Raw genomic sequence first — 24,422 nt, forward strand, 5'->3', positions numbered from 1 at the left:
TTTATGTCTGGAATTTACCTACTCTCACACGGGGAGTCCCCGTAATACCATCGGCGAAGTAGCGTTTCACTTCTGAGTTCGGAATGGATTCAGGTGGTACCACTACACTATTTTTACCAGACATGTTATTTTTATAATGCTATTATAATATATATATATATTAATACAACAATAAATTCAGTAAAACAAGCTTTAATTCAACTTATTTAATTAAAAACACCTCTGGTGTTGTAAGGTTAAGCCTCTCGGGTCATTAGTACTAGTTAGCTCAACATATCACTATGCTTACACATCTAGCCTATCAACGTCGTAGTCTTCAACGTCCCTTCAGTAAACATTTTTGTGTTTCAGGGAAGATTAATCTTGAGGCAAGTTTCGTGCTTATATGCGTTCAGCACTTATCTTTTCCGCATGTAGCTACCGGGCAATGCCATTGGCATGACAACCCGAACACCAGTGATGCGTCCACTTCGGTCCTCTCGTACTAGAAGCAGCCCCTCTCAATCTTCCAACGCCCACGGCAGATAGGGACCGAACTGTCTCACGACGTTCTAAACCCAGCTCGCGTACCACTTTAAATGGCGAACAGCCATACCCTTGGGACCTGCTTCAGCCCCAGGATGTGATGAGCCGACATCGAGGTGCCAAACACCGCCGTCGATATGAACTCTTGGGCGGTATCAGCCTGTTATCCCCGGAGTACCTTTTATCTGTTGAGCGATGGCCCTTCCATGCAGAACCACCGGATCACTAAGACCTGCTTTCGCACCTGCTCGCATTATCATGCTCACAGTCAAACTGGCTTATGCCTTTGCACTAAACTCACGATGTCTGACCGTGATTAGCCAATCTTCGTACTCCTCCGTTACTCTTTGGGAGGAGACCGCCCCAGTCAAACTACCTACCAGACACTGTCTCTACACCGGATAACGGCGCTAGGTTAGAATACCAAATTTTAAAGGGTGGTATTTCAAGATTGGCTCCATTAAAACTAGCGTTTTAACTTCTTAGCCTCCCACCTATCCTACACATTAAAATTCAGAATTCAGTGTCAAGCTATAGTAAAGGTTCACGGGGTCTTTCCGTCTTGCCGCGGGTATACTGCATCTTCACAGCAATTTCAATTTCACTGAGTCCCAGGTGGAGACAGCCTGGCCATCATTACGCCATTCGTGCAGGTCGGAACTTACCCGACAAGGAATTTCGCTACCTTAGGACCGTTATAGTTACGGCCGCCGTTTACCGGGGCTTCAGTTCAGAGCTTCAAGTTTCCTTTAACTCCTTCGATTAACCTTCCGGCACCGGGCAGGCGTCACACCGTATACTTCCACTTTCGTGTTTGCACAGTGCTGTGTTTTTAATAAACAGTTGCAGCCAGCTGGTATCTTCGACTAACTTTAGCTAAAGGAGAAAATCCTTTCACTTAAATTAGCGTGCCTTCTCCCGAAGTTACGGCACTATTTTGCCTAGTTCCTTCACCTGGGTTCTCTCAAGCGCCTTAGTATTCTCTACCTAACCACCTGTGTCGGTTTTGGGTACGATTTAGCTTTATCTGAAGCTTAGAGGCTTTTCTTGGAAGCGTGGTGTTAGTTACTTCGTCACCTTGATGACTCGTCATCGTGCCTCAGATTAAAGATAACCGGATTTTCCTAATTATCATACCTACACACTTAAACCAGGATAACCGTCACCTGGATAACCTAACCTTCTTCGTCCCCCCCTCGCAATAAAACTAAGCACAGGAATATTAACCTGTTATCCATCGACTACGCTTTACAGCCTCGCCTTAGGGGTCGGCTTACCCTGCCCCGATTAACGTTGGACAGGAAACCTTGGTTTTTCGGCGAGCAGGTTTTTCACCTGCTTTATCGTTACTCATGTCAGCATTCGCACTTCTGATACCTCCAATATACTTTACAATATATCTTCGATGGCTTACAGAACGCTCCCCTACCCAGTAAAAAAATAAATTTTTACTGCCGCAGCTTCGGTGCATAGTTTGAGCCCCGTTACATCTTCCGCGCAGGCCGACTTGACCAGTGAGCTATTACGCTTTCTTTAAATGATGGCTGCTTCTAAGCCAACATCCTGGCTGTTTATGCCTTCCCACATCGTTTCCCACTTAACTATGACTTTGGGACCTTAGCTGGCGGTCTGGGTTGTTTCCCTTTCCACAACGAACGTTAGCACCCGCTGTGTGTCTCCCGTGATAACATTCTACGGTATTCGGAGTTTGCATCGGATTGGTAGGCCGGGATGGCCCCCTAACCGAAACAGTGCTCTACCCCCGTAGATGAGTTCACGAGGCGCTACCTAAATAGCTTTCGGGGAGAACCAGCTATCTCCCGGTTTGATTGGCCTTTCACCCCTAGCCATAGGTCATCCGCTGATTTTTCAACATCAGTCGGTTCGGTCCTCCAGTTGGTTTTACCCAACCTTCAACCTGCCCGTGGCTAGATCACCGGGTTTCGGGTCTGTATCCTGAAACTTAACGCCTATTTAGGACTCGGTTTCCCTTCGGCTCCCCTAATCGGTTAACCTTGCTACAGAATACAAGTCGCTGACCCATTATACAAAAGGTACGCAGTCACACTTCATATTTCCAAATGCTTCCACTGCTTGTACGTGTACGGTTTCAGGTTCTATTTCACTCCCCTAGCCGGGGTTCTTTTCGCCTTTCCCTTACGGTACTAGTTCACTATCGGTCAGTCAGGAGTATTTAGCCTTGGAGGATGGTCCCCCCGTATTCAAACAGGATTTCTCGTGTCCCGCTCTACTTTTCGAACTCACAAAACATTTTATTTCGTATACTGGGCTATCACCATGTATCGCTGAATTTTCCAAAATCATTCTACTATAAAATATTTTGATTATAGTTCTGGGCTTTTCCCCTTTCGCTCGCCACTACTAAGGGAATCTCAGTTGATTTCTTTTCCTCAAGGTACTTAGATGTTTCAGTTCCCTTGGTTTGCTTTATTAATCTATTTGATTCAATTAATAATGATACAAATGTATCGGGTTTCCCCATTCGGACATCGACGGTTATAACGCTTCATATCAGCTTACCGACGCTTTTCGCAGATTAGCACGTCCTTCTTCGCCTCTGACTGCCAAGGCATTCACCATACACGCTTATTTGCTTAACCTTACAACCCACAGGTGTTTTTTTAAATAAAATATATGCTTGTTTTCCGAATTTTTAAAGAGCTTTATTTATGTATGTCTTAATACTTATAGAAGAATAACATAATAATTTAAATTAGTATATAATTAATTTTAAAAAAATTATTTTTATTTCGTCCCCTAGGGGATTTGAACCCCTGTTGCCGCCGTGAAAGGGCGATGTCCTAACCTCTAGACGAAGGGGACTTTTAAATAAAAATTATGACTTTAATAAGTATTATAATAATACAGATCGAAAAAAAAGAGTCAAGTATTTTCTTTAATATTAAATAAATATATAAAAATTTTATTTAAATATTTTAATGAATTTTCATATTAAAACGATTTTTGATTTAATAGATTGATAATATAATCTATCTTTGGAAAGATTCCATGCCATTCTAGAAAAGAATGAGCTGCTTGAAAAACTAACATTCCTATTCCATCTGAAACATACTTAGCATTGATCTTTTTACACCAATTAAGAAAAGATGTTTTATCTGATCCATAATTCATATCATAAAAAAAAGTTTTAGAAGAAAATAAATTCAATGGAATAAAAATATTTTCATATTGAATGTTTCTAGATAATCCATTAATAACTAAATCAAAATATTTTTTTTTAAAACTATTTGTTTTGAATATTTTAATATTTCCATATTTCTTAAATTGATTTACTAAATTTAAAGCATTCAAATCTGTTCTATTTAAAATATAAACTGAACATCCCATTGACAAAATTGATAAAAGAACGCCTTGAACTGCTCCACCTGCTCCTAATATTAAAACAGAAAAATTTTTTTTTATGAATTTTAATCTCTTCAAATCCGAAAGCAATCCAATACCATCAGTATTATCTCCTAAAACGTATTGATTATCTACTTTTTTTAATGTATTAACAGATTTAGCAATTTGAGCTCTTTCACTTAATTTATCAGAAAAAAAATATGCTTCCTTTTTAAAAGGAGAAGTCACGTTTGCACCACTAATATTATTTTTAAAAAAATCAGAAACTAACAAAGAAAATCGATCTAACGGAACATTAATAGCTTCATAAATATGTAAAATCCCAGTTTGTTTCGAAAAAAAATCATGAATTTCTGGAGATCTACTATGATTAACAGGATTTCCAAATAAAGCATAATTAAAATTTTTATTTTTAGGCATAACGAACTAATTTTCCATTCATAATATTGATTATTTTAGAAGCATTTTTCTCATTTCCTATATTACCGTTTAGAAATGGAAAATTTTTACCAAAAATTTTTAAAACACTTTCTCTAGTAAAACATGGAGACATATTAGAAAAATTAGCACTTGTTGATATTAATGGCTTTCCAAAAACAGTACATAATTTCACTATACTTTTATGATTACTAATACGAACAGCCACAGTTTTATGTTTACCAGTTATCCAATAAGGAGTTGAAGAATTTGATGGTAATAAAAGTGTAAAATGTCCTGGCCAGTAATTAAACATATTTTTTTTTTGTTTGATTGATATTTGATTTTCGTCAATATATTTTTTTATTTGACTATAATAAGCAGCTACCAATATCAAACCTTTTTTTATATTTCTTTTTTTTAAATTTAATAAGTTTTTAACTGCTTTTTCATTATCAGGATCACATCCTAATCCAAACATAGATTCTGTAGGATACGCAATTATTTTCTTGCAATACAATTTTTGTATACAATATATTAATGAATTGAGATGAAAACTCTTACTCATTGAATAATTCTCATATAAAAAACATCATGTATTTATAAACTTAATGTGTTATTTTCGTGGTAAAATTAAATAATAAATTTTCAAGTTTTCTATACACTATCTCGCATCCTGGAGAATTGAATAAAACGATTAAAATAATCCATTTTAAATCTTCTAAATTTAACTCGTTAATTTCTAAATCCATAATCTTTTCAATAATCATTTCACGTGTTTCTAAAGTTAATATTTCTAATTGCTCTAGAAATAGTATAAAACCACGACAATCAGAATTCAACTTAAATAATTCTTTTTGATTGTAAACTCGTGTTGAAATTTGATCAGAAGTCAAGCTAATAGATGAAAAATTATTTTTTTTGCAAGAAGATAAATTTTTTAACCATCGTAATGCATTACAAATATCTTTTTTTCGGAAACCTATATCTGATAAATCTTTTATTAAACTGTCATAATCAATAGATATTTTTGATTCATTATGTACACAGGTTTCAAATAAATATATTAATATTTCAAACATCATATCCTCAATTAAATATTAAAAAAAATTGAATATTTAATAACGCTTTACATATTAATTTTGTTAATATTTTAAATATTTAACATAATTAAACTTTATAATTTATTAAAAATTATTAAATTAATTTAATAAAAACTAAATGTTATCTAAATAAAACTTGAAAAGTTTTTAAAAGTATCAAAAGTTAACTTTTAAATATATTAAAAGAGTTTATACTATAAAATTAAACAATTTTAAAAATAATATAAATAAATATATGTCTGTTTTAAAAATATTACAATATCCTAACCCAAAATTAAGATTCATTGCAAAGCCAGTTAGTATAATTACAAAAGAAATAAAAAAATTAACTTGCAATATGTTAGATACTATGTATGAAAAAGAAGGCATTGGTTTAGCAGCAACACAAGTTAATGTACCATTGCAGATTGTAGTGATTAGTAAAGAAAATTTTAAGAAAGATGATTTAATACTTATTAATCCTAAAATTATTGAAAAAAAAGGAAATATTAGTATTCAAGAAGGATGTTTATCTATTCCAGAATACCGTGATTTTGTACCACGTTCAGATTATATAAAAGTAAAAGCGATAAATTTACTTGGAAAAACAATAGAAATAGAAGCGAAATCAATATTATCTATTTGTATACAACATGAAATTGATCATTTACAAGGAATACTATTTATAGATTATTTGTCATTATTGAAAAGAGAAAGAATTAAAAAAAAATTTAAAAAAAAAATAAAATATCTTGAAAGGATATAAATCAACTTGAAAACACTAAAAATTGTTTTTGCTGGAACATCAAATTTTTCTGAAAAATATTTATCTGCTTTAATAAACTTTCAATGCAATATTAAAGCCGTGATTACTAAACCAGATCGTCCACATGGAAGAGGACACAAAATAATTTTTTCCCCTGTAAAACAAACGGCAATGAAAAAAAACATTCCTATTCTTCAACCATTAAATCTAGGCGATGAAAATTTTCAAAAAATATTATCAAGTTTTTGCGCGGAAATTATGATAGTAGTTTCATATGGAAAAATAATACCTCAAAAAATATTATCTATATTTCCTAAAGGATGCATTAATGTTCATGCTTCGCTATTACCTAGATGGAGAGGAGCATCACCTATTCAATCAGCAATTTTATCTGGAGATAAAAAAACTGGAATAAGTATCATTAAAATGAACAATAAAATTGATGCTGGAAATATAATAATGTTAAAGGAATGTCTAATATCCTCTAAAGAAACATCAGCAACATTATCTTTAAAGTTAATTAAAATTGGTATTAAAATATTAATGAAAGCTTTATATAAAATAAATAATAATATCTTCAAAGAAACTCAACAAAATGAAAAATATGCAACTTTTTCAAAAAAAATTGTTAAAACAGATGCATTATTAAATTGGAATAAAAGCGCCGATTTTTTAGAGAGATTAATACGTGCTTTCAATCCTTGGCCAATATGTTATTTTTTTATGGATCAAATACCTATCAAAGTTTGGCAAGCAAAAACAACAGAAAATACTTGTCGTAATTATTCAATAGGAGAAATTATTTCTATTGATAAAAATGGAGTACAAGTAAATACAAAAGATAAAATATTAAATATTGAAAAAATACAACTACCTGGTAAAAATATTTTAAGCATAAAAGATATAATAATTTCAAAAAAAAGTTATTTTAAATGCGGAAAAATATTATCATAAATATTTTTAGCTGATTTTTAAAATAAAAACGAGCAAACGGTCGACTTCCGTTTGCTTAAACATATAACATAATAATATTTATTTAATTTAAAATTAATTTTTAATGTTTTTAATGCTATTGTCTTTTATGTTTTTTTTAACACGATCTACAAGTTCGATATAAGCCATAGGAGCTTTATCGCCAGATCGAAATCCACATTTTAAAATGCGAGTATAGCCACCACATCGATTTAAAAAAATAGGGCCTAAAATTTTAAATAATTTAGCGACTACTTCATTATTTCTAATTCTTGAAAAAACTAATCTTCTACGAGCGACATTGTCTATTTTTGACAAAGTAATCATAGGCTCGACGACACGACGCAGTTCTTTTGCTTTTGCCAAAGTAGTTTTTATAATTTCATTAGTCAATAATGAACATGCCATATTTTTAAATATGGCACTACGATGACTGCTATTGCAATTTAACTGACGGCCGATTTTTCGATGTCTCATAATTTTATACCTTTATAAACATAGTATTAATAAGAAATTATTCTTCTAAAGCGTTCAATGGAGGCCATTTTTCTAATTTCATTCCAAGCGATAAATTACGTGAAGCTAATATATCTTTAATTTCAGTTAACGATTTTTTTCCTAAGTTAGGTGTTTTTAAAAGTTCAACTTCAGTTTTTTGAACTAAATCGCCTATATAATGTATAGATTCTGCTTTAAGACAATTAGCTGATCGTACGGTTAATTCTAAGTCATCTACAGGACGCAATAAAATAGGTTCAAATTCAGGTTTTTCTTCTTTTACTTCTGGTTCTTTAACATCTCTCAAATCAACAAAAGCTTCTAATTGTTCTGACAAAATAGTTGCAGCACGTCTTATAGCTTCTTCAGGATCAATTGTCCCATTTGTTTTCATTTCGATAATTAGTTTATCCAAATCTGTTCTTTGTTCAACTCGTGCAGCTTCAACATTGTAAACAATTCGATTTATAGGACTATAACATGCATCTACCAACAAGCAACCAATAGGTCTTGATTCGTCTTCTACATGTACTCGAGATGAAGCTGGAATATAACCTCTTCCACGTTGTACCTTTATTCTCATCTGAATAGAGGAATTATTATCCGTTAAATGACAAATTACATGATTAGGTTTTATAATTTCAACATCATTATCATGTATAATATCTGAAGCAGTAACACAACAAATACCTGTTTTTTGAAGATTAATAAAGGCCTCATCTTTTCCATGCAACTTAATTGCTAATCCTTTTAAATTTAGTAAAATTTCCAAAATATCTTCTTGAATGCCTTCTTTAGTACTATACTCATGTAAAACACCGTCAATTTCTACCTCTGTTACAGCACAACCAGGCATAGAAGACAGTAAAATTCTTCGCAATGCATTGCCCAGTGTATGACCAAAGCCTCGTTCTAATGGCTCTAATGTAACTTTCGTGTGAGTTGGGGTAATTTGTTCAATATCGACTAAACGTGGCTTTAAAAATCCCATAATAGAACTCTGCATAATAAACCCCTATATCTAATAGTCAGTTTTATTACTTAGAATAAAGTTCAACAATCAAATGTTCATTAATTTCTGAAGACAAATCTGAACGTTCAGGAAATCGTTTAAAAATCCCTTCCATTTTAATAAAATCTACTTCTATCCAAATAGGTTTTTCTCGTTGTTCAGTTAATTCCAAAGCAGCTTTTATCCGTGATTGAGCTTTAGACTTATCTCTAATAGATATACGATCATTAGGAGTAACTTGATATGATGCAATGTTCACAACATGATTATTTACTTGAATAGATTTATGATTAATTAACTGTCTCGATTCAGCACGTGTACATCCGAATCCCATACGATACACTACATTATCAAGTCTTCTTTCTAGAATTTGCAGTAAATTTTCTCCAGTATTACCTTTTAAACGTGAAGCTTTTTTGTAATATATTTTAAATTGCCGCTCTAAAACACCATAAATACGACGTACTTTCTGTTTCTCGCGCAATTGAATTGCATAATCAGACAATCTTGGTTTTCTTAATCCATGTTGCCCAGGAGGATGCTCTAATTTGCATTTTGATTCTATCGAGCGAAATCCAGATTTTAAAAATAAATCAGTTCCTTCACGTCGACTTAATTTTAATTTAGGGCCTAAATATTTTGCCATTTAATTCTCCAATAATTTCTAAAATTTACACACGACGTTTTTTAGGAGGCCGGCAACCATTATGAGGAATAGGTGTTACATCAGTAATATTTGTAATACGAAATCCAGCAGCATTTAAAGCTCTAATAGTAGATTCTCTACCTGGACCAGGACCTTTTACCATAACTTCTAAATTTTTTATACCATAATCTTTTACTATTTCTGCGCAACGTTCAGCTGCAATTTGTGCAGCAAAGGGAGTTGATTTTCTAGAACCTCTAAAACCGGAACCTCCAGACGTTGCCCAGCCTAGAGCATTACCTTGCCGATCAGTAATAGTTACAATAGTATTATTAAATGAAGCATGAATATGAGCTATACCATCTGTTATTTGTTTTTTTACACGTTTACGTGTCCGAATAACTGAGTTTTTTACCATAATTAAAATTACCTAAATTATTTTTTTATCGCTTTTCTAGGGCCTTTACAAGTACGAGCATTTGTTTTTGTTCTTTGTCCTCGGACCGGAAGATTTTTACGATGTCGTATGCCACGATAACAATTAAGATCAATTAAACGCTTAATATTTAAATTTTTTTCTCGTCTTAAATCGCCTTCAACTACATATTTAGCTACATTTTCTCTCAATAATTCAATATCTGATTCTTTTAAATCTATTATTTTCATGGTTTCTGAAATATTTGAATTCATACAAATAATCTTAGATCGTTTTCTTCCTATTCCATATATTGCTGTTAATGCTATGATAGTATGTTTATTCTCAGGAATATTAATACCGGCGATACGAGCCATTTTATACAATCCTTAAAATTTATTAAGATAAACTAACATAATAAATTTATCAATATATATAAATATTAATAAATTTTAATATAGTTTTTATTTTTTAACTTTAACCTTGACGTTGTTTGTGTTTCGGATCATTACTACAAATAACTCTTACTACATTATTACGTCGTATAATTTTACAACTTCGACAAAGTGTTTTAACAGAAGCTTTAACTTTCATTGAAAATCCTCAACTATTAAAAATTTAATTTAACCTAGCTTTTTTTAATATAGAGTCATATTGACTAGACATTATTAAAGTTTGAATTTGAGCAATAAAATCCATTATCACTACAACTACAATAAGCAATGACGTACCACCAAAGTAAAATGGGACATTCATAGCACTTCTCATGAATTCTGGTACTAAGCAAATAAAGGTAATATATAAAGAACCAAAAAATGTTAATCGTAACATAATTTTATAAATATATTTAGCTGTTTGCTCACCTGGCCTAATTCCTGAAATAAAAGCGCCTGACTTTTTTAAGTTGTCTGCAGTTTCACGAGGATTAAAAACTAATCCAGTATAAAAAAAACAAAAGAAAATAATAGAAGCTGTATATAAAACTAGGTATAAAGACTGATTAGGTTGAAAATAAAACAAAATAGTTTTAAAAAAGCTGTATTTCTTATCTATTCCAAACCAAGATATAATAGTAGCAGGAAATAATACAATACTTGAGGCAAATATTGCAGGAATAACACCAGACATATTTACTTTTAAAGGTAAATGAGTACTTTGTGCTGAATAAATACGACGACCTTGTTGACGCTGAGCATAATGAACAATAATTTTTCTCTGACTACGTTCAATAAAAACAACTAAAAAAACAACTAAAAAAATTAATAATAAAACAGATAAAAACAATAATAAATGTAAATGCCCTTGTCTAGTCTGCTCAATTGTATGTGTAATCGCAGAAGGAAGTCCTGCTATTATACCTGTAAAAATGATAATAGAAATACCATTACCAATACCACATTCTGTAATTAATTCTCCTAACCACATTAAAAACATAGTACCAGTTACTAATATAATAATAGCAGTAAAATAAAAATAAAAATTTGTATCAACTATAATAGGTCGCATGCTGGATATGCTAGATAAACTTGTCACAACACCAACCGACTGAAAAAAAGCTAATATTAAAGTAGCATATCTTGTATATTCATTAATTTTATATCGACCTGCTTCTCCTTCTTTCTTTAATTCGGATAAAAAAGGAATCGCTAAAGTTAGTAACTGAATAATAATAGAAGCCGATATATAGGGCATGATACCTAATGCAAAAATAGAAGCTCGATTCAAAGCCCCGCCAGAAAACATATTAAACATTTCAAAAATAGTGCCTTTTTGATGATTTAATATTCTAGACAAAATTGTAGTATCAATTCCAGGTATAGGAATAAAGGAGCCGATACGAAAAATAATTAAAGAAATTATTACAAAAATAATTCTATTTTTAAGTTCATTAATATTTTTTTTAGAATTTTTAAAATTCATTCCTAATTTATTAATCATTATTTACTAATTATCCTTCAATTTTACCACCATAATTTTCAATTTCTATACGAGCGCCTTTAGTAACACGCAAACCACGTAATATTATAGGGCTTTTTAATTTCCCTGAAAGAATAATTTTTACATATTTAACATTCTTATTAACAATATTTTCTTTTTTTAAAATTTTTAAATCAATTATGTTAGCTGATAATTGTGATATTTGAGATAATCTAACTTCAGTAGTAATATTTGTTTTTCTGGATTTAAATCCAAATTTAGGAAGTCTTCTATACAAAGGCATTTGACCTCCTTCGAAACCACGATTTATACTTCCACCAGATCTAGATTTTTGACCTTTATGTCCTCTTCCAGCTGTTTTTCCCAAACCAGAACCAATGCCTCGACCTAATCTTTTTCGATTTTTTTTAGATCCAAATGACGGAGATAAACTATTTAGATGCATAAATTATTTCTCTTGTATTTTTAAGATATACGATACTTTTTTAATCATACCTCGAATTGAAGGCGTATCTTCAAGAGTAACGGTATGTCCAATAAAACGCAATCCCAAACCAGACAGTGTTTTTTTATGTTTTGGAATTCTTCCTATAGAACTTTTTACTTGAGTAATTTTAATAGTTTTCATTGATTAGAATTTACCTTCCTAAGATATCTTCAATAGATTTATTTCTTTTCGCTGCTATCATTTCTGGGGATTTCATATTAACTAAACCATTCATAGTCGCTCGAACTACATTAATTGGATTAGTTGATCCATACGTTTTAGCTAGTACATTATGTATACCAGCTACTTCTAAAACTGCACGCATAGCTCCTCCCGCAATAATTCCAGTACCATCTGAAGCAGGCTTCATAAATACATTAGATCCAGTGTGCGATCCTTTTAGAGGGTGTTGTAAGGTTCTATTTGCTAACGGTATAGTAAACATATTACGTCTTGCTTTTTCCATAGCTTTTTGGATAGCTGCAGGGACTTCACGAGCTTTTCCATATCCAAAACCAACACGTCCCTTTCCATTGCCAACTACTGTTAGAGCTGTAAAAGAAAAAATTCGACCACCTTTAACTGTTTTTGACACACGGTTTACAGTGATTAACTTTTCTTGTAATTCGTTGTTATTTTTTTTATCAATATTGACCATTTTATATTTTGCCTTAAAACTTGAGCCCAAAATTTCGAGCAGAATCTGCTAATACTTTTACACGACCATGATATTTAAAACCAGAACGATCGAATGAAACTTTAGATATTCCTTTTAACAAAGCTCTTTTAGCAATACTTTTTCCAATAACTTCTGCTGCCTCTTTATTTCCCGTATATTTCAAACCAGATTTAATCTGTTTTTCTACAGTCGAGGCAAAAACTAAAACTTTTGCTTCAGAAGAAATTATTTGAGCATAGATATGACGAGAAGTGCGATGCACAACTAAACGCGTTGCTCCTAATTTTTTCATTTGATAACGTGATTTTTTTAATCGACGTATACGAGAGTTTATTTTTGAATTTCTAGAAGTAGTCATTTTACTTTTTTTTAGCCTCTTTTACGCGCACAATTTCATCTGAATATCGAATGCCTTTTCCTTTATAAGGTTCTGGTTTACGATAAGATCTTAAGTTCGCTGAAACTTGTCCGACTAATTGCTTATCTACTCCCTTGATGATAATTTCTGTAGAGGAAACATATTCAACTTCAATAGAAGAGGGTAAAGAGTATAAAATAGGATGCGAATATCCTAAAGACATATTGATAATATTATCTTTTGTTATTGAAACACGATAACCTACACCAGAAAATTGTAATTTTTTACTAAATTTTTTCGAAACCCCTGTGATCATTGAGCAAACAAGAGCTCTTGACGTACCAGCTTGCGCCCAGCCATCAGAAAACCCTAAACGCGCTGAAAAGGTAAGAACATTATTTAAATATTTTACTTCAACTGCACGATGAATAATACGTGAAAGATTACCATATTTTCCTTGAATAGATATTAATTGTGCATTTAATTCAACTTTAACATCTTTTGGAATAGGAATTGGACATTTAGCAATACGAGACATTTTATCTCCTTTAAGCTACATAACATATAACTTCGCCACCAAGACCAAGTTTACGTGCGGTGTGATCTGTCATAATACCATGAGAAGTTGAAATTATAGCAATGCCTAATCCAGACATAACTTTAGGTAAATTATTCTTTTTTTTATATATTCGTAAGCTTGGTCGACTTACTCTTTGAATTTTTTCTATTACAGATTTTCCTTTAAAATATTTTAAAATAACTTCTAATTCTAATTTATTTTCACCATTTATATTATAATTATTAATATAACCTTCTTGTTTTAACAATTTTATTATAGAATTTTTTAATTTAGAAGCAGGCATCTTAACAGAATATTTATTAGCTGATTGACCATTTCTAATACGTGTCAACATATCAGCTACTGGATCTTGAACACTCATTTTATCTCCTTAAAATTACCAACTTGCTTTTTTTAAACCAGGAATTTCGCCTTTCATAGCAGCTTCTCTAACTTTAATACGACTAAGACCGAATTTTCTCAAAAAAGCATGTGGACGACCTGTTTGACGACATCTATTTCTTTGTCGTGATGGACTAGAATCACGTGGGAACACTTGAAGTTTAAGTACAGCTTCCCAACGCTCTTCTTTTGAAAGTTTCATATTTTTAATAATAGTTTTGAGCGAAATACGTTGAGCATAAAATTTATTAGCTAATTTTATACGTTTAATTTCACGTGCTTTCATTGATTGTTTAGCCATTAGATAACCTTAAATATATTAAACTACGTTACTTACGGAAAGGAAAATTAAAAGCAGATAACAATAAATGACCTTCATTATTTGATTTTGCAGTAGTAGCAATAGTTACATCTAAACCACGAACACGATCGATTTTATCATAATGAATTTCAGGAAAAATAATTTGTTCTCGTATTCCCAAACTATAATTTCCTCGACCGTCAAAGGAGTTCATTGATAAACCTCTAAAATCTCTAATACGAGGAATTGCAATACTAATTAAGCGTGTTAAAAAATCCCATTTTCTTTTTCCGCGTAACGTTACTTTGCAACCAATAGGATAACCTTTTCTAATTTTAAAACCAGCTACAGATTTTCTTGCTTTGGTAATTATTGGTTTTTGTCCAGATATTGCAGTTAAATCTAAAACAGCATTATCTAAATTTTTTTTATCAGAAGCTGCCGATCCAACACCCATATTTAAAATAATTTTATCGATTTTAGGTACTTGCATAATAGAACTATAATTTAACGTTATCATAAGCTTTTTAACTATTTTGGTTTTATAATAACTATGTAATTCAACCATATATCACTCCAAAATATCATAACTATTTTTTAATTGTATTACCATTTGATTTAAAAAAACGTACTTTTTTACCTTCTTCAAATCTGAAACCAACACGATCTGATTTTTTAGATTCTGGGTTTAAAATAGCGATATTGGAAATATGTATAGGAGCTTCTTTTTCAATAATACCACCGTTTTTATTTTGAGAAGGAATGGGTTTTTGATGTTTTTTAACTAAATTTAAACCTTGAACAATTACTTTATTAGATGATAAAATATTTTTAATAAAACTTTTTTTCCCTTTTTCTTTTCCTGTTAAAATTATTACTTCATCATTTTGACGAAATTTGAATGCCATTTTATATTCCTTAAATATTTATTATAAGACCTCAGGAGCTAATGAAATAATTTTCATAAATTTTTCATTTCTTAATTCTCGAGTGACAGGTCCAAAAATACGAGTTCCTATAGGTTGTTCATTATTATTTAATATAACACAAGAATTTCGATCAAAACGTACAGTAGAACCATCAGATCTTCTTACCCCTTTCTTTGTTCTAACAACTACTGCTTTTAAAACTTCTCCTTTTTTTACTTTCCCTCTTGGTATAGCTTCTTTTACTGTAATTTTAATTATATCACCAATTTTAGCATAACGACGACGAGATCCACCTAATACTTTGATACACATAGCTGAACGCGCACCAGAGTTATCAGCTACATTTAAAATAGTTTGTTCTTGAATCATATTATATTATTCCAATTCAAATGAAATTATTACTGAGTATAATATTAATAATATTTTTTTAATAGAAAACATGAACAGACCTAAGTTTGATCATGTTTTAAAATATTTTTTAAAAAATAGTTTTTTCAACAATACGAACTAATATCCAAGATTTAGTTTTGGAAATTGGCCTAGATTCTCTAACTTCTATTAAATCGCCCACAGAACATTCATTTTTTTCATCATGAATATGTAGTTTTGTCGTTTTTTTTATAAACTTTTTATAAATTGGATGCTTCACAAAACGCTTAATTGATACAACAACTGACTTATTCATTTTATTACTCGTAACACGACCTTGTAAGGTACGAATTTTTTCCATTATTTAAGGCGCTCCTTTTCAGTTAGTATTGTTTTTACTTGTGCAATATTTCTTCTCACTTTTCGTAATAAATGTGGCTGCTTTAGTTTACCTGATGCAGATTGCATACGAAGATTAAATTGTTCTCTTAATAATTGTAAAAGTTCTATATTAAGGTCTGGAAAGTTTTTTTTACGAAATTTTAATAATCCTTTCATTACATCACCGTTTTAGTTACAAAAGTAGTTTTAATAGGCAATTTTGATGCGGCTAACTTAAATGCTATACGAGACTCTTCTTCAGATACACCATCTAATTCATAAAGTATTTTACCAGGTTGTACTAAAGCAACCCAATATTCAACATTACCTTTTCCTTTTCCCATTCTAACCTCTAATGGTTTTTGTGTGATCGGTTTATCAGGAAAAATACGTATCCAAACTTTACCTTGTCTTTTAATAAATCGTGTTATAGCTCTTCGCGCAGATTCAATTTGCCGAGCAGTTAAACGTCCTCGATCCACTGCTTTTAATCCAAAAATACCAAAGTTAATATCAGTACCAATTGCAAGTCCACGATTCCGCCCTTTATGCATTTTACGAAATTTCGTACGTTTTGGTTGCAACATTAGAAAACTCTCCTACTTGCGATTTTTACGATTCTGCTTTTTCGATTGAACAGATGGTTTTTTTTCTAATTTCTCAATAGCTGACATACCACCTAGTATTTCCCCTTTAAAAATCCACACTTTTACACCTATTACACCATATGTCGTATGAGCTTCTGAAACACTATAGTCAATATTAGCACGTAGAGTATGCAGCGGAACTCTACCCTCTCTATACCATTCTCTTCTAGCTATTTCAGCGCCACCTAATCTACCGCTTACTTCTACTTTAATACCCTTTGCTCCTTGTCTCATTGCATTTTGCACTGATCTTTTCATAGCTCTTCGAAACATCACTCTTCGTTCTAATTGAGAAGTGATACTATCTGAAACAAGCTTTGCATCTAATTCAGGTTTTCTAACTTCAGAAATATTGATTTGAGCTGGAACACCAGTGATTTTTGCAATAACAACTCTTAATTTCTCAACATCTTCACCTTTTTTTCCTATTACGATACCTGGTCTAGCTGTATAAATAGTTACACGAATACTTTTAGCGGGTCTCTCAATAATAACACGGGATACTGATGCTTTTATCAGTTCTTTCATTAAGAATTGACGAACTTTATAATCGCTATCTATATGATCTGCAAACTCTTTAGTATTTGAAAACCATACAGAGTTCCATTTTTTAATGATACCCAATCTCATACCATTAGGATGCACTTTTTGACCCATTCCTTCTCCTCCAAAAAACATTAAAAATCAGCAACAATGACAGTTATATGACTAGTTCGTTTTAAAATACGATCTGCACGCCCTTTAGCACGAGGCATCATTCGCTTCATTGTAGAACCTTCATCTACAAATATATTTTTAACTTTTAATCGATCTATATCAACGCCATTATTATGCTCTGCATTTGCTATAGCTGATTCTAATACCTTTTTAACTAAAACTGCGGCTTTTTTATTATTAAAATTTAATATATTTAATGCTATTGGCACTTTCTTGCCACGAATTAAATCTGCTATTAAGCGAATTTTTTGAGCGGAAGATCGAACTTTTCGACATTGAGCTAAAGTTTCCATTTATTCCTCTTTTTTCTAACGTTTTTTTACTTTTTTATCTGCAGTATGTCCTCTGTAAGTACGAGTTAAAGAAAATTCACCTAATTTATGTCCAACCATTTCTTCAGTAATAAAAACCGGAATATGATTTCGGCCGTTATGAATAGATATTGTTAAACCAACCATATTCGGGAATACTGTTGAACGTCTAGACCATGTTTTTAAAGGTTTTTTATCATTTAACTTTACTGCTTGTTCTACTTTTTTTAATAAACTAATATCAATAAAAGGGCCTTTTTTTAAGGAACGTGGCATAAGATAATTCTCTAAAGTTATTTATGACGATGACGTAAGATAAATTTTTCAGTACGTTTATTTCTTCGAGTTTTTTTCCCTTTTGTTTGAATGCCCCAAGGAGTCACTGGATGTTTTCCAAAATTTCTTCCTTCACCACCTCCATGAGGATGGTCAACCGGATTCATAGCAGTACCACGTACAGTCGGTCGAATTCCGACCCAGCGTGCAGCACCAGCTTTACCTAGCACTTTTAACATATGTTCTGCATTTCCTACTTGACCAATTGTAGCTCTACAATTAGATTCAGTTTTTCTCATTTCACCTGATCTTAATCTTAAAGTAGCATAATCTTGATCACGCGCTACTAATTGTACATAGCTTCCCGCAGATCGAGCAATTTGACCACCTTTTCCTGGTTTCATTTCTACATTATGAATAAAAGAACCAATAGGAATGTTTTTAATTGGCAAGCTATTTCCTGTTTTAATAGGAACATTTTGTCCAGAGATAACAGTATCACCTATCTTTAAGTCTTTAGGAGCTAAAATATAACTTCGTTTTCCATCTTTATATAATATTAAAGCAATATTAGAAGAGCGATTAGGATCATATTCAAATCTTTCTATTACAGCATCTATGTTATCTTTATTTCTTTTAAAATCTATAACACGATATGCACGTTTATGTCCCCCACCAATATGTCGGGTTGTAATTCTACCATTATTATTTCGTCCTCCAGTTTTACCTTTTTTGGTAATAAGTGAAGAATGTGGCCTCCCTTTATATAATTCCTTATTGACAACTTTAATAACATGACGTCGACCTGGGGATGTCGGCTTACATTTAACAATTGCCATTCTTATTTCCTCTGCCTACTCTATATTACTTATAAAATCTAAATTTTGACCTTTCTTGACTTTAATATATGCTTTTTTCCAATCTTTACGAAAAACAACACGGTTAGAGTGGCGCTTTCTTTTTCCTTGAACACGCAATGTTTTTACACTATCTACCTGTATATTAAATAATTTTTCTACTGCAGATTTAATTTCATATTTAGTCGAACTTTTTAAAACTTTTAAAACAACAGTATTAAACTTTTCCATTAATATAGATGATTTTTCAGAAATATGCGGAGAGAGTAGTATTTTTAACAAACGCTCTTCAGAAATCATGAAAGTATTTCCTCTACTTTTTTCAAAGCTTCAACAGTGATTAAGATATGATCAAAAGCAATCAGGCTTACTGGATCTATAGAATGTACATCTCTTACATCAACTGCATATAAATTTCTAGAAGCAAGGAAGAGATTATTATCTAATGTACTTGTAATAATCAGAACATTTTTTAAATTTATTTTTTTTAATTTTTCAACTAAAAGTTTTGTTTTAGGTAAAATTAAAGAAAAATTTTGAAAAATAATTAATCGTTTTTGACGTATTAATTCAGAAAAAATACTTTTTAATGCGCCACGGTACATTTTTTTATTAATTTTTTGAGAATGTTCTTGAGGTTTTGCGGCAAATGTTACTCCTCCTGAACGCCAAATAGGACTTCTAAAAGAACCTGCACGAGCACGTCCAGTTCCTTTTTGACGCCATGGTTTTCTACCTGAACCAGAAACATCAGCACGACTTTTTTGTGCTCTCGTACCTTGACGAGTAGACGCTGAATAAGCAACAACCACTTGATGAATTAGAGCTTCATTAAAATCTCGAGCAAAAATGATTTCAGAAACACTAAGAAGGCTTTGCACGTCTTTAACTACTAATTCCATGCTTAATTCCTTATTCCTCAAATCTTAATAGCTGGTTTAACAATAAGATCACTACCTGTAGATCCTGGTACAGCACCTTTTACTAAAAGTAAATTACGATTTAAATCAATGCGTATTATATTTAAATTTTGCACTGTAACACGTTTATTTCCCAATTGTCCCGCCATTTTTTTTCCTTTAAATACTCTTCCAGGGGTTTGGTTTTGACCAATGGAACCTGGAACTCTATGAGACAATGAATTTCCATGCGTGGCATCTTGAGTGCGAAAATTCCAACGTTTGACAGTACCAGAGAAACCTTTACCTTTAGATGCACCTATAACATCTACTTTTTTAATATCATTAAAAATATTAACTTTAATAACTTGACCTAATTTAAAATTTTCATTTGCATTTGTTTTAAATTCCCATAAACCATCTCCAGGAGCAACACCGGCTTTTAAAAAATGACCTGATTGAGGTTTATTAAGTCTATTTAATTTTTTTATACCTGTGGTAACTTGAATAGCAAAATACCCATCAGTTACTATATTTTTTATCTGTGTTATTCGATGTTCCTTAAACTCAATTACAGTAACAGGAACTGAATGTCCTTCCTTGGTAAAAATACGAGTCATACCAAGTTTTTTACCAATTAAACCAATCATTTTACAAACCTTATATATCTATCTAATTAACCTAAACTAATTTGAACATCTACACCAGCAGCGAGATCAAGTCGCATTAGTGCATCAACAGTTTTTTCAGTGGGTTCTACTATATCAATTAATCGTTTATGCGTACGTATTTCATATTGATCACGAGCGTCTTTATTAACATGCGGAGAAATTAAAATAGTAAATCGCTCTTTACGAGTGGGAAGCGGTATAGGACCACGCACTTGTGCTCCAGTTCTTTTCGCTGTTTCAACTATTTCTGTGGTTGATTGATCAATTAATCTATGATCAAATGCTTTTAAACGAATACGAATTCTTTGGTTCTGCATTATACCAGAACTCCAATTTTATTAAAGAATAAAAATTTTGACCTATCTCTTTTTAGAGAGATTGGATGTAATTAATAATAATTTCTATATAACCCCTATATTAGGAGTATTTTAAAATATTTCAAATTAAAAAAATTTTTAATTATATAAAACTATTTTATTTTCAAAAATAATCTATAGTATTAATCAAAATACCAAGAAAAGAGCATTGTATACTCTTTTCTTAATAAATTCAACCAAGTACAGCATAAAATATTAAGCTAGTACTTTTGAAACCACACCAGCACCGACAGTTTTACCACCTTCACGTATTGCGAAATGCAATCCATCTGTCATAGCGATAGGATGAATTAAAGTAACAGTCATTTTTATATTATCTCCTGGCATTACCATTTCTACACCCTGAGGCAATTCAATAGAACCTGTCACATCAGTGGTTCGAAAATAAAACTGAGGACGATACCCTTTAAAAAATGGAGTATGTCGACCGCCCTCTTCTTTCGATAAAACATAGACTTCAGACTCAAATGTTGTATGTGGATGAATACTACCAGGCTTAGCTAAAACTTGGCCTCTTTCAATTTCATCTCGCTTTGTTCCACGTAATAACACACCTACATTTTCTCCGGCACGACCTTCATCTAATAATTTTCTAAACATTTCTACGCCAGTACAAGTAGTTTTAGTTGTTTTTTTAATTCCTACAATTTCTACTTCTTCTCCTACTTTTATAATTCCTTTTTCTACTCTTCCAGTAACAACTGTTCCTCTTCCAGATATAGAAAAAACATCTTCTATAGGTAATAAAAACGGCTGGTCAATTGCTCTCTTTGGCTCTGGAATATAACTATCCAAAAATTTAGATAACTCTAATATTTTCGATTCCCATTCAGGATCACCTTCTAAAGCTTTCAATGCAGAACCGCGAATAATAGGAGTGTTATCCCCTGGAAAATCATATTGAGTTAATAAATCACGAACTTCCATTTCTACTAACTCCAATAATTCTTCGTCATCTACCATATCGCATTTATTTAAAAATACAATAATATAGGGAACGCCTACTTGTCTACCAAGTAAAATATGTTCACGTGTTTGAGGCATTGGTCCATCAGTAGCTGCAACTACTAAAATAGCTCCATCCATTTGAGCAGCTCCAGTGATCATATTCTTGATGTAATCTGCATGGCCTGGACAATCAACATGCGCATAATGTCTTAATTCAGTATCATATTCTACGTGTGAAGTATTTATTGTAATACCTCTAGCTTTTTCTTCTGGAGCATTATCTATTTGATCAAAAGCACGTGCAGAACCACCATATTTTTTAGATAAAACAGTAGTAATTGCCGCAGTTAATGTTGTTTTTCCATGATCTACATGGCCGATAGTTCCCACGTTAATATGAGGTTTTAAACGTTGAAATTTTTCTTTTGACATTTTCTATCCCTTATAATATTACTTATAAAAACGTTTTAAAGTTAGAATTATTTATTTTTTTTTTTGAATAATTGAATCAGCAATACTAGATGGTGCTTCTACGTATTTTAAAAACTCCATTGAATAGGAAGCTCTTCCTTGTGTTTGAGAACGCAAATCAGTTGCATAACCAAACATTTCAGATAAAGGTACGCAAGCCTTAATAATTTTTCCTATGGGTAAATCTTTCATACCTTCAATAACGCCCCTACGACGATTTAAATCTCCAATAACATCGCCCATATAATCATCTGGTGTCTCTACTTCAACTTTCATAATAGGTTCTAATAAAATAGGATTAGCTTGTTTAAAACCATTTTTAAAAGCTAAAGAAGCTGCAAGTTTAAATGCCAGCTCTGAAGAATCAACATCATGATAAGATCCAAAATAAAGACGCACTCCTATATCTACAACAGGATAACCTGCTAATGGTCCATATTTCAATTGCTCCTGAATACCTTTGTCAATTGCAGAAATATACTCATTAGGTATCACCCCGCCTTTGATATCATTAACAAACGAATACCCTAAACCTCCAGGTTCTAGTGGAAACAACTCTATAACAACATGACCATATTGACCTCTTCCGCCAGATTGTTTAATATGTTTTCCTTCAACGTCAGTAACTTTATTTAAAATTGTTTCACGATATGCTACTTGTGGTTTTCCAATATTGGCATCTACACTAAATTCCCGCTTCATTCGATCGACAATAATTTCTAGATGCAACTCGCCCATTCCAGAAATAATTGTCTGATTGGATTCCTGATCAGTATGAACTCTAAATGAAGGATCTTCTTTAGCTAATCTATTTAATGCTATACCCATTTTTTCCTGATCAGCTTTTGTTCTAGGTTCTACTGAAATTGATATTACTGGATCTGGAAATTCCATACGTTCTAATATAATAGGTTCGTTTAAATCACAAAGTGTATCTCCAGTAGTTACATCTTTTAGTCCAATAGCTGCTGCTATATCACCTGCATATACTTCTTTTATTTCTTCTCTTTTATTTGCATGCATTTGAACAATTCTACCAAATCTTTCTCGCTGAGATTTAACAGAATTAAATACAGTATCTCCTGATTTTACTATTCCTGAATATACTCTAAAAAATGTTAAATTTCCTACAAATGGATCATTGGAAATTTTAAAAGCCAAAGCTGAAAATGGAGCGCTATCATTTGATGATCTAATAGCAGGATGATTGGTTTGATTATTTAAAATACCTTTAATATCTTGAATATCGTTAGGAGCAGGTAAATATTCTACTATTGCATCCAATAGTGCTTGAACTCCTTTGTTTTTAAAAGCGGAACCACAAGTAATCAATGTAATTTCATTATTTAAAGATCGCTTTCTTAATTCTAACTTTATTTCTTTTTCAGATAATTCATTTCCATTTAAGTATTTTTCCATAAGATTTTCATTAGATTCAACAGCAGATTCAAGCAAATTTTGATGCCATTTTTCAGATATTTCATGCATATCTGAAGGAATATCTTTATAGGTAAAAGTAATTCCTTGATCAAAATCTTGCCATTCAATCGCTTTCATTTTAATTAAATCTATTACACCTGTAAAATGCTCTTCCGAACCAATCGGTAATTGCAAAGGTACGGGATTTCCTCCTAATCGTGTTTTAATTTGTTTTACAGATTTTAAAAAATTTGCACCCATGCGATCCATTTTATTTATAAAAGCTATACGCGGTACATTATATTTATCAGCCTGTCTCCAAACAGTTTCAGATTGAGGCTGAACACCACCTACTGCGCAATAAACCATGACTGCTCCATCTAAAACACGCATAGAACGCTCTACTTCTATTGTAAAATCTACATGTCCAGGGGTATCAATAATATTAATCCTATGAGGTTGAAATTGTTTACCCATTCCACTCCAAAAAGCTGTAGTAGCAGCAGATGTAATTGTAATTCCTCTCTCTTGTTCTTGTTCCATCCAATCCATTGTTGCTGCTCCATCATGTACTTCACCAATTTTATGATTAATTCCAGTATAAAAAAGAATTCTTTCTGTAGTAGTGGTTTTTCCAGCATCTATATGAGCACTAATTCCAATGTTACGATATCGAGAAATAGGTGTTGTACGAGACATAATAAACTTT

General features: G+C 31.9%; 35 protein-coding genes, 1 tRNA gene and 2 rRNA genes. 2 read left to right on the forward strand and 36 right to left on the reverse strand.

Annotated features, from left to right (window positions below):
• Positions 1–5: 5 nt before the first annotated feature.
• The 6 genes from rrf to HU701_RS02700 form a co-directional block, all read right to left on the reverse strand.
• Positions 6–121, reverse strand: a 5S ribosomal RNA gene (rrf, locus tag HU701_RS02675).
• Between the two features lie 111 nt (positions 122–232).
• Positions 233–3,146 (reverse strand): 23S ribosomal RNA (locus tag HU701_RS02680).
• Positions 3,147–3,297: 151 nt separating this feature from the next.
• Positions 3,298–3,369, reverse strand: a tRNA-Glu gene (locus HU701_RS02685).
• 129 nt (positions 3,370–3,498) lie between these two features.
• A complete protein-coding gene (aroE, locus tag HU701_RS02690; protein WP_158346693.1) occupies positions 3,499–4,329 on the reverse strand; it encodes a shikimate dehydrogenase in 831 nt (276 codons plus the stop codon).
• Positions 4,322–4,807 (reverse strand): Sua5/YciO/YrdC/YwlC family protein, encoded by a 486-nt coding sequence (locus HU701_RS02695; RefSeq protein ID WP_248594378.1) that lies wholly within the window; start codon positions 4,805–4,807, stop codon positions 4,322–4,324. The genes aroE and HU701_RS02695 overlap by 8 nt, the downstream gene beginning before the upstream one ends.
• Positions 4,808–4,934: 127 nt before the next feature.
• Positions 4,935–5,408: a DUF494 family protein gene (locus tag HU701_RS02700; RefSeq protein ID WP_158346887.1), complete on the reverse strand. Its 474-nt coding sequence runs from the start codon at positions 5,406–5,408 to the stop codon at positions 4,935–4,937.
• Positions 5,409–5,664: 256 nt separating this feature from the next.
• Between HU701_RS02700 and def the strand changes: the two genes are divergently transcribed.
• Entirely contained in the window at positions 5,665–6,174 is a 510-nt protein-coding gene (gene def / locus HU701_RS02705) for a peptide deformylase (RefSeq protein WP_158346697.1), read from the forward strand.
• Between the two features lie 6 nt (positions 6,175–6,180).
• Entirely contained in the window at positions 6,181–7,128 is a 948-nt protein-coding gene (fmt, locus tag HU701_RS02710; RefSeq protein ID WP_158346699.1) for a methionyl-tRNA formyltransferase, read from the forward strand.
• A gap of 93 nt (positions 7,129–7,221) precedes the next feature.
• Here the strand turns inward: fmt and rplQ are convergent, their stop codons facing one another.
• The 30 genes from rplQ to fusA form a co-directional block, all read right to left on the reverse strand.
• A complete protein-coding gene (gene rplQ, locus HU701_RS02715) occupies positions 7,222–7,623 on the reverse strand; it encodes a 50S ribosomal protein L17 (protein WP_158346701.1) in 402 nt (133 codons plus the stop codon).
• A 37-nt stretch (positions 7,624–7,660) separates the two neighbouring features.
• Complete coding sequence (locus HU701_RS02720) at positions 7,661–8,650, reverse strand: DNA-directed RNA polymerase subunit alpha (protein WP_158346703.1); 990 nt, start codon at positions 8,648–8,650, stop codon at positions 7,661–7,663.
• Positions 8,651–8,681: 31 nt separating this feature from the next.
• Positions 8,682–9,302 (reverse strand): 30S ribosomal protein S4, encoded by a 621-nt coding sequence (gene rpsD, locus HU701_RS02725; protein ID WP_158346705.1) that lies wholly within the window; start codon positions 9,300–9,302, stop codon positions 8,682–8,684.
• 25 nt (positions 9,303–9,327) lie between these two features.
• Positions 9,328–9,720, reverse strand: a complete 393-nt coding sequence (gene rpsK / locus HU701_RS02730; RefSeq protein ID WP_158346707.1) for a 30S ribosomal protein S11 — start codon at positions 9,718–9,720, stop codon at positions 9,328–9,330.
• A 17-nt stretch (positions 9,721–9,737) separates the two neighbouring features.
• Entirely contained in the window at positions 9,738–10,094 is a 357-nt protein-coding gene (rpsM, locus tag HU701_RS02735) for a 30S ribosomal protein S13 (protein ID WP_158346709.1), read from the reverse strand.
• A 100-nt stretch (positions 10,095–10,194) separates the two neighbouring features.
• Positions 10,195–10,311, reverse strand: coding sequence for a 50S ribosomal protein L36 (rpmJ, locus tag HU701_RS02740; protein ID WP_158340233.1), 117 nt, complete (start codon positions 10,309–10,311; stop codon positions 10,195–10,197).
• 24 nt (positions 10,312–10,335) lie between these two features.
• Positions 10,336–11,655 (reverse strand): preprotein translocase subunit SecY, encoded by a 1,320-nt coding sequence (gene secY / locus HU701_RS02745; protein ID WP_158346711.1) that lies wholly within the window; start codon positions 11,653–11,655, stop codon positions 10,336–10,338.
• 10 nt (positions 11,656–11,665) lie between these two features.
• Entirely contained in the window at positions 11,666–12,100 is a 435-nt protein-coding gene (rplO, locus tag HU701_RS02750; RefSeq protein WP_158346712.1) for a 50S ribosomal protein L15, read from the reverse strand.
• 3 nt (positions 12,101–12,103) lie between these two features.
• On the reverse strand, positions 12,104–12,283 hold the full coding sequence (rpmD, locus tag HU701_RS02755) for a 50S ribosomal protein L30 (protein WP_158346714.1): 180 nt from the start codon (positions 12,281–12,283) through the stop codon (positions 12,104–12,106).
• A 10-nt stretch (positions 12,284–12,293) separates the two neighbouring features.
• Positions 12,294–12,800 (reverse strand): 30S ribosomal protein S5, encoded by a 507-nt coding sequence (gene rpsE / locus HU701_RS02760; RefSeq protein ID WP_158346716.1) that lies wholly within the window; start codon positions 12,798–12,800, stop codon positions 12,294–12,296.
• Positions 12,801–12,813: 13 nt separating this feature from the next.
• On the reverse strand, positions 12,814–13,179 hold the full coding sequence (gene rplR / locus HU701_RS02765; protein ID WP_158346718.1) for a 50S ribosomal protein L18: 366 nt from the start codon (positions 13,177–13,179) through the stop codon (positions 12,814–12,816).
• 1 nt (position 13,180) lies between these two features.
• Positions 13,181–13,717, reverse strand: a complete 537-nt coding sequence (rplF, locus tag HU701_RS02770) for a 50S ribosomal protein L6 (protein ID WP_158346720.1) — start codon at positions 13,715–13,717, stop codon at positions 13,181–13,183.
• 10 nt (positions 13,718–13,727) lie between these two features.
• Positions 13,728–14,120, reverse strand: a complete 393-nt coding sequence (rpsH, locus tag HU701_RS02775; protein WP_158346722.1) for a 30S ribosomal protein S8 — start codon at positions 14,118–14,120, stop codon at positions 13,728–13,730.
• 15 nt (positions 14,121–14,135) lie between these two features.
• Positions 14,136–14,441 (reverse strand): 30S ribosomal protein S14, encoded by a 306-nt coding sequence (gene rpsN, locus HU701_RS02780; protein ID WP_158346724.1) that lies wholly within the window; start codon positions 14,439–14,441, stop codon positions 14,136–14,138.
• Positions 14,442–14,469: 28 nt separating this feature from the next.
• The gene (rplE, locus tag HU701_RS02785) at positions 14,470–15,009 is read right to left on the reverse strand and encodes a 50S ribosomal protein L5 (protein ID WP_158346727.1); all 540 of its coding nucleotides are present in this window, start codon (positions 15,007–15,009) and stop codon (positions 14,470–14,472) included.
• A 22-nt stretch (positions 15,010–15,031) separates the two neighbouring features.
• Positions 15,032–15,349, reverse strand: coding sequence for a 50S ribosomal protein L24 (rplX, locus tag HU701_RS02790; protein WP_158346729.1), 318 nt, complete (start codon positions 15,347–15,349; stop codon positions 15,032–15,034).
• 21 nt (positions 15,350–15,370) lie between these two features.
• Positions 15,371–15,739, reverse strand: coding sequence for a 50S ribosomal protein L14 (rplN, locus tag HU701_RS02795; protein ID WP_158346731.1), 369 nt, complete (start codon positions 15,737–15,739; stop codon positions 15,371–15,373).
• 109 nt (positions 15,740–15,848) lie between these two features.
• Entirely contained in the window at positions 15,849–16,103 is a 255-nt protein-coding gene (rpsQ, locus tag HU701_RS02800; RefSeq protein WP_226856616.1) for a 30S ribosomal protein S17, read from the reverse strand.
• Positions 16,100–16,297, reverse strand: a complete 198-nt coding sequence (gene rpmC / locus HU701_RS02805) for a 50S ribosomal protein L29 (RefSeq protein WP_158346735.1) — start codon at positions 16,295–16,297, stop codon at positions 16,100–16,102. Before rpmC ends, rpsQ begins: the two co-directional genes overlap by 4 nt.
• The gene (gene rplP / locus HU701_RS02810) at positions 16,297–16,707 is read right to left on the reverse strand and encodes a 50S ribosomal protein L16 (RefSeq protein ID WP_158346737.1); all 411 of its coding nucleotides are present in this window, start codon (positions 16,705–16,707) and stop codon (positions 16,297–16,299) included. The genes rpmC and rplP overlap by 1 nt, the downstream gene beginning before the upstream one ends.
• Before the next feature lie 12 nt (positions 16,708–16,719).
• Entirely contained in the window at positions 16,720–17,424 is a 705-nt protein-coding gene (gene rpsC, locus HU701_RS02815) for a 30S ribosomal protein S3 (RefSeq protein WP_158346739.1), read from the reverse strand.
• 20 nt (positions 17,425–17,444) lie between these two features.
• The gene (gene rplV, locus HU701_RS02820) at positions 17,445–17,777 is read right to left on the reverse strand and encodes a 50S ribosomal protein L22 (protein ID WP_158346741.1); all 333 of its coding nucleotides are present in this window, start codon (positions 17,775–17,777) and stop codon (positions 17,445–17,447) included.
• A 15-nt stretch (positions 17,778–17,792) separates the two neighbouring features.
• Positions 17,793–18,071, reverse strand: a complete 279-nt coding sequence (rpsS, locus tag HU701_RS02825; RefSeq protein ID WP_178919406.1) for a 30S ribosomal protein S19 — start codon at positions 18,069–18,071, stop codon at positions 17,793–17,795.
• Positions 18,072–18,088: 17 nt separating this feature from the next.
• On the reverse strand, positions 18,089–18,910 hold the full coding sequence (gene rplB / locus HU701_RS02830; RefSeq protein ID WP_158346745.1) for a 50S ribosomal protein L2: 822 nt from the start codon (positions 18,908–18,910) through the stop codon (positions 18,089–18,091).
• Positions 18,911–18,925: 15 nt separating this feature from the next.
• On the reverse strand, positions 18,926–19,228 hold the full coding sequence (gene rplW / locus HU701_RS02835; RefSeq protein WP_158346747.1) for a 50S ribosomal protein L23: 303 nt from the start codon (positions 19,226–19,228) through the stop codon (positions 18,926–18,928).
• Positions 19,225–19,830: a 50S ribosomal protein L4 gene (gene rplD, locus HU701_RS02840; RefSeq protein WP_158346749.1), complete on the reverse strand. Its 606-nt coding sequence runs from the start codon at positions 19,828–19,830 to the stop codon at positions 19,225–19,227. Before rplD ends, rplW begins: the two co-directional genes overlap by 4 nt.
• Positions 19,831–19,847: 17 nt before the next feature.
• Entirely contained in the window at positions 19,848–20,477 is a 630-nt protein-coding gene (rplC, locus tag HU701_RS02845) for a 50S ribosomal protein L3 (protein WP_158346751.1), read from the reverse strand.
• Positions 20,478–20,503: 26 nt separating this feature from the next.
• Positions 20,504–20,815 carry a 30S ribosomal protein S10 gene (rpsJ, locus tag HU701_RS02850; protein ID WP_053940444.1) on the reverse strand — a complete coding sequence of 104 codons (312 nt, stop codon included), beginning with the start codon at positions 20,813–20,815 and terminating at the stop codon, positions 20,504–20,506.
• A 255-nt stretch (positions 20,816–21,070) separates the two neighbouring features.
• Positions 21,071–22,255 (reverse strand): elongation factor Tu, encoded by a 1,185-nt coding sequence (tuf, locus tag HU701_RS02855; RefSeq protein ID WP_158346752.1) that lies wholly within the window; start codon positions 22,253–22,255, stop codon positions 21,071–21,073.
• Between the two features lie 51 nt (positions 22,256–22,306).
• Positions 22,307–24,412, reverse strand: a complete 2,106-nt coding sequence (gene fusA / locus HU701_RS02860) for an elongation factor G (protein ID WP_178919408.1) — start codon at positions 24,410–24,412, stop codon at positions 22,307–22,309.
• Between the last annotated feature and the right edge of the window lie 10 nt (positions 24,413–24,422).

Origin of the sequence: Buchnera aphidicola (Aphis gossypii) (assembly GCF_013394915.1) — a bacterium.
In the GTDB taxonomy this organism is placed as follows: domain Bacteria; phylum Pseudomonadota; class Gammaproteobacteria; order Enterobacterales; family Enterobacteriaceae; genus Buchnera; species Buchnera aphidicola_AZ.